Origin of the sequence: Actinophytocola sp. (genome assembly GCF_045807065.1) — a bacterium.
Lineage (GTDB): Bacteria > Actinomycetota > Actinomycetes > Mycobacteriales > Pseudonocardiaceae > Actinophytocola.
Map to the genome: position 1 here is coordinate 1 of NZ_JBJMIE010000231.1, position 5765 is coordinate 5765.

The window sequence follows — 5765 nt, forward strand, 5'->3', positions numbered from 1 at the left end:
TCCGCGGACCGGATCAGGACCACGAGCCGGAACAGCGGGGGCCGCGCCGGGTCGAACTCCCGGGCCATCTCCGCGTCGACCACCGCGAGCATGCGTGCCTCCTGGTCGGCCTCGGCCAGGTCGCGCAGGTCGGTGAACTCGAGCGGGGTGTCGACCCGGGTGTGCACGCGCTGGAGGGGTCCGTGCGGACCCGCCACGTCGAAGCTGGTGCGCAGGATCGGGTGGGCCGCCATGACCGCGACGGTCGCCGCGCGGAACGCGTCGGGGTCCATGGCGCCGCGGACCCGGTAGCTCAGCACGATGTGGTAGACGCCCGCGCCCGGGGCCAGCTCCTGGTGGTAGACCATGCCGGACTGCAGCGCGGTCATCGGGTAGGCGTCCTCGACGTCGGCCGGCAGGCCGGCGGCCGCGCCGTCGGGCAGCAGCGAGAACGGTTCCCGCACCGCGGCGCGGAAGTCCCCACCGACCACCCGTGCCGCGAGGTCGGTGAGCCGCGGTGCGTCGTAGACGTCGCGCACGGAAAGCCGCAGCCCCCGCTCCCTGGCCAGGCCGACGAGGTTGATGGCCCGCATGGAGTCGCCGCCGAGGTCGAAGAAGTCGCTGCCGGCGGACACGGTGTCCGCGCGCAGCACCAACCCGAACAGCTCCGCGAGGACCTCCTCGGCGGGGCTCGACGGCGGCGCCGGGCAGGTCGCCGAGGCCTGTTCCCCGACCGCCGCCTCCGCCGCCGCGACGACGGCCGCCCGGTCCAGCTTGCCGTTGTCGGTCAGGGGCAAACGGTCGACGACCCCGACCGCGCGGGGGACCATGTACCGCGGCACCGCCGCGCGCACCCCGCGTACGACGTCCGAGGTGGACAGGCCGGCGGGGTCAGCCGCGGCGACGACCACGGCCACGACGTGCGCACCGCTGCCGTCCCGTGCCGTGGCCGCGGCCGCCGCCGCGACGCCGGGCTGGGCGGCCAGTGCCTCCTCGATCTCCGCCAGCTCGATCCGGAACCCGTTGACCTGCACCTGCGCGTCCCGCCGGTGGAGGTAGGCGATGCCGGTCCCGTCCCGCCTGCCGAGGTCACCGGAGCGGTACATCCTGGCCCCGGGCACCGGGCTGTAGGGGTCGGGCACGAACCGCAGCGCGGTCTCCCTGGGCCTGCCGAGGTAGCCGCCGCTGACCTGCGGACCGCCGACGTGGATCTCGCCGACGCACCGGTTGAGCACCGGCGCCCCGGCGTCGTGCAGCAGGTGCAGCGCGGTGCCGGGCAGGGGACCGCCGATGGCGGACTCCCGTTCGGTGACACCCGGCTCGGCGGGGCGGAGCCACCGCCACGAGGCGTGCACGGTGGTCTCGGTGATGCCGTACATGTTCACCAGCGCCACCCGGTCCCCCACCGCCGCGTACCAGGCGTCCACGAGCCTGCGCTCCAGCGCCTCCCCGCCGAACACCACGTGCCGCAGCCGGTCGACGGCCCCCGGCGTCCGCGCGATGGCCGGCAGCATCGCCGAGAGCGCGGACGGCGTCAGGTTCAGCACGGTCACCCGTTCACGGGCGAGGAGCCGGGCGAACGCGTCCGGTTCGCGGGTCGTCCACTTCGGCACCACCACCAGGCGCCCGCCGTGCAGCAGGCACCCGAACACCTCCCACACGGAGAAGTCGAAGGAACAGGCGTGGAAGAGCGTCCACGTGTCGTCCGCCCCGAACCCGAACCGCCCCGCGGTGGCGTCCAGCAGGTGCAGGACGTTGCGGTGGGAGACGAGCACGCCCTTCGGCTCTCCCGTCGAGCCGGAGGTGTAGATCACGTAGGCGGTGGCCGAGCCCGGCACCGCGCCGGCGGGGACGGCGCCGCTGCCACGCTCGGCGAGTGCCGCGAGGGTCGTCCGGGTGCCGCTGCCGGAGCCGGTGCCCGTGTCGCTGCCGGCCGGCTCCGGCGCGACGACAAGGCGCACGGCCGCGTCGGCGAGCACGCGGTCGACGCGCGCCGAGGGCCAGCTGTCGTCGAGGACCAGGTACGCGGCGCCGGCCGCCAGCACGCCGAGCATGGCGACGACGAGGTCGGCGCCGCGCGGGAGGGCGATGCCGACGACGTCACCCGGACCGTGGCCGAGGTCGCGCAGGCCGCGTGCCACGAGGTCGACGCGCCGCAGGAGTTCCGCGTAGGTCAGCCCACCGTCCTCGGTGCTGATCGCGACCGCGTCGCCACGGGTGGCCGCGACGCCGGCCAGCCGGCTCACGAGGGACTCGTCCGCGCCGGGGACGCGGTCCGCCGCGTCGCCGAACGCGCCGGTGCCCGGCTCGTCGAGCGGTGCGACGGCCAGTCCGTCCACCCGTCGGGCGGGATTGGCCGCGCCCTGCGCGAGGACCCTGCGCACGACGGCGAGCATCGCGGTCACGTCCTCCCGGCTCACCACCCGCCGGTCGAACTCGACCTCGATGCCGAGGGTGGCGCCGTCGTCGCGGACGAGGAAGTTGAGGTCGAACTTCACCCCGGAGCGGGCCACGTCGAGCTCGGTCGCGTCGAGGCCGGGGAACGACGGCCGGGGCAGCGCGGCACCCGCGTCGGTGAGGACGACGCCCCGCAGGGCGCGGCCGGTCACGTCCGGGTCCTCGTCCGCGGTGAGGAGGTTGGCCGCGGCGCCGAGGACGGCGGTCCTGGTGCGCCGGACCAGGTCGCGGAACGTCACGCCCGCGCCCAGCTCCAGGCGGACCGGCACCATGTCCAGCAGCAGCCCCACGACGGTGTCGAGGCCCGGTTCGTTCCTCCTGGCCACCGGCATCCCGACGACGAGGTCGTCGCGGCCGGTGTAGCGGGACAGCACGGTGGCGACCGCGGCCGACACGACGACGAACGCGCTGGCCCGGTTCGCCGACACCACCCGCCGCACGGCGGTGGTCGTCGCCCGGTCCACCACCGCCGTCACGGTGTCGTCCCCGTCACCGTCGGCCGCGGCGCGCAGCGGCGGCGGGAGCGGCGGCGCCCCGAGCTCGGCTGAGCCGAACCGGCCCCGCCAGTACCTGCGGTCCGCGGCGAGGTCGCCGTAGGCCAGGCGGGCCTGCTCCCACCGGGCCACGTCGACCATGTCGACTCGCCCGGCGGACGGCCCCTCCGGCGTGCCTGCCAGGCGGGCCCCGTAGCACCGCGCCAGCTCGTCGAGCAGCACGGCGACCGACGGGCCGTCGGCGATGATGTGGTGCAGCAGCACGAAGAAGACGTGGTCGTCCGCGGCGAGTCGGAACAGGTGTGCCCGGACCGGCGGGCACTCCGCCAGCGGGATCGCGTGGCCGGCGAGCCGGGCGCACTCGTCCAGGCACGTGTCCACCGCCGCGCCGGTGCGGTCGTGCTCGGTCAGCGAGGGCACGGCGGCACTCAGGACGTGCTGGTGGGGTTCACCGTCGACCACCGGGAAGACGGTGCGCAGCGACGGGTGGCGCTGGTGCACGTCGGCGAGCCCGGACCGCAGGGCGTCGCGGTCGAGGTGGCCGCGCAGCCGCAGCGCGCCGCACAGGTTGTACGTGCCGTCCTCGACGAGGTAGCTCGTCGCCCACAGCTTCCGCTGGGCACGGGTGAGCGGACCGCACCGGACCTCGCCCGGCTCGTCGTCCTCACGCGGTGGCGGCCAGGTCAGCTCGGCCCGCCGCGCCAGCAACGACACCAGCTCGTCGCGGTGGTCCTTCATCTCGGCCACCAGCCCGGCGGGCAGGTCGCCGCCCTGGTTGCGGTAGCGGATGCGCTCGCCGGCCAGCGTCAGGCCGACGCCGAGGTCGTCGAGCCTGCGCAGCAGGTCCCGCGCGCTCATAGCTCCCCCTCGTAGACGTGGTCGTCGGCGTGCTCGTGTGCCCGCGCCGCGGTGAGCCGGTCCAGCTCCCCGGCGACCTCCTCCACGGTGGCGAGGTCGAAGAACACCTCCAGTTCGAGCGGCGTCCCCGTGCGCTCGGCGAGCTGGTGCACCACGCGCACGGCCAGCATCGAGTGGCCGCCCAGCGCGAAGAAGTCCTCGGTCACGTCGACGACGTCGAGTTCCAGCAGCTCGGCCCAGACCTGCGCGACCACCGCCTCGGTCGGCGTCCTCGGCAGGACCGGCCCCACCCCCGTGTTCTCCTCCACCGCGTTCTCCTCCGCGTGGCTCATCGCGCACCTCCCGCCGGCGCGAACACGGGCACGGCGGCCGCCGGGTCGGCCCCGCCGGCGCGCAGGACGTCGGCGACGGCGTCGAGCCAGGTCCGCGCCGTCGCCGCGTCGAGCACCTCCGGCCGGTAGACCAGCTCCAGCCGCAACCTGCTCGCCTCGCCGGACACGTCGAGCATGAGGTCGAGGTCGGTCACCGGTTCGGCCAGCTCGCTCGCGACCACGTCGACGCCGGGCAGCGCCGCGCCGGTCTTCCACCCGCTCTGCTGGGTGACCTTGACCTGGAACAGGGGGAAGCGGCCCGCCTTGCGCGGCGGGTTCACCGCCGCGACGATCTTGTGGAACGGCAGCCGGTCGTGCTCGTAGGCGTCCAGGCACCGCCCGCGCGCCAGCGCGAGCAGCTCGCCGAAGGTGGGCTCGCCGCGGGCCGGCAGCGTGAGCCGCACCGGGAGCTGGTTGACGAACGTGCCGATGAGCCCCTCGCTGCCCGGCCAGGACCTGTTGAGCGAGTCGATGCCGAGCACCAGGTCGTCGGTGCCGCACAGCCCGCGCAGCACCGCGTAGAACGCCGCGGTCACCGCCATGAACGGGGTGGCCCGGGCGGTGCGCGCCACCAGCGCGACCGCGTCGGTCTCCTGCTCGGTCAGCTCCCGCACGACGTGGTGTGCCGTGAAGTCGGGGCTGGCCCGGCGCGGTCGCGACAGCGGCAGCTCGATCACCGGTTCGGCGCCCTCGAGCGCGCCGGCCCAGTACCGCTCGCACGCCTCGCCGTCCGGGCTCGCGAGCCAGCGGCGTTCCTCGGCGACGCAGCGCGCGTAGGTGGTGTCGGGCAGCGGCACCGCGTGGTCGCCGGCCAGGTGGCGCCGGTAGTAGGTCGCGATCTCCTCGCTCAGCACCGCGATCGACCACCCGTCGGCGACCAGGTGGTGCAGGACGAGGAGCAGGACGTGGTGGTCGGGTGCGACCCGCGCGAGGCGGGCGGTCATCAGCGGCGGGCGCGCGGTGTGCACGGACAGCCCGCTGGGTGCGTCCGGGTCCACCTCGCTCGCGGGCACCTCCTCGAGGGTGAGCTCGGCAGCGGGCCAGACCGTCCCCGCCGGCACGCCACCCACCTGCGCGAAGACCGTGCGCAGTGGCTCGTGGCGGGCGACGACCGCGTTCAGCGCGTGCCGCAGCGCGGGCAGGTCCAGGGTGCCGCGCAGCGTCAGCTCGAGGCGGATGACCAGCGGATCACGTCCGGGGTGGAGTTGTTCCAGGAACCACAGCCGTTCCTGCCCGGAGGACAGGGCGCCGGGCAGCAGCTCGGCGTGCTCGGCCGGATGTGCCACCTCGCCGGCGGCGCGCAGCACGGCCAGCAGGCCGCGCGGCGTCGGGTCGGCCAGGAAGCCGCGCAGGGACGCGCCTTCGGCGTCGAAGCGCTTGCGGGCCACCGAGACGAGCCGCATCGCGAGCAGCGAGTCGCCACCGAGGGCGAAGAAGTCGTCGTCACCGGCCGCCGGGGCCGCGAGCACCTCCGTGAAGGTGGCCCGCACCGCGGCGAGTGTCGGTGCGGGCCGGGTGGCCCGCACCGGCGCGGTCGACCGCGCGGCGGTGGCGGCCGTCTCGGCGAGTGCCCGGTGGTCGACCTTGCCGGCGCGGCCCGTCGGCA

At 75.5% G+C, this 5765-nt stretch carries 3 protein-coding genes; all 3 read right to left on the minus strand.

Annotation, left to right across the window (positions count from 1 at the left end; genetic code table 11):
* A partial coding sequence (locus ACJ73U_RS13785; protein WP_407777992.1) for a non-ribosomal peptide synthetase occupies positions 1 to 3788 on the minus strand: 3788 nt, incomplete at its 3' end.
* Positions 3785 to 4120: a phosphopantetheine-binding protein gene (locus ACJ73U_RS13790; protein ID WP_407777993.1), complete on the minus strand. Its 336-nt coding sequence runs from the start codon at positions 4118 to 4120 to the stop codon at positions 3785 to 3787. The genes ACJ73U_RS13785 and ACJ73U_RS13790, both read right to left, overlap by 4 nt.
* Positions 4117 to 5765: condensation domain-containing protein (locus ACJ73U_RS13795; protein ID WP_407777994.1), on the minus strand; the 1649-nt coding region annotated here is incomplete at its 5' end. The genes ACJ73U_RS13795 and ACJ73U_RS13790, both read right to left, overlap by 4 nt.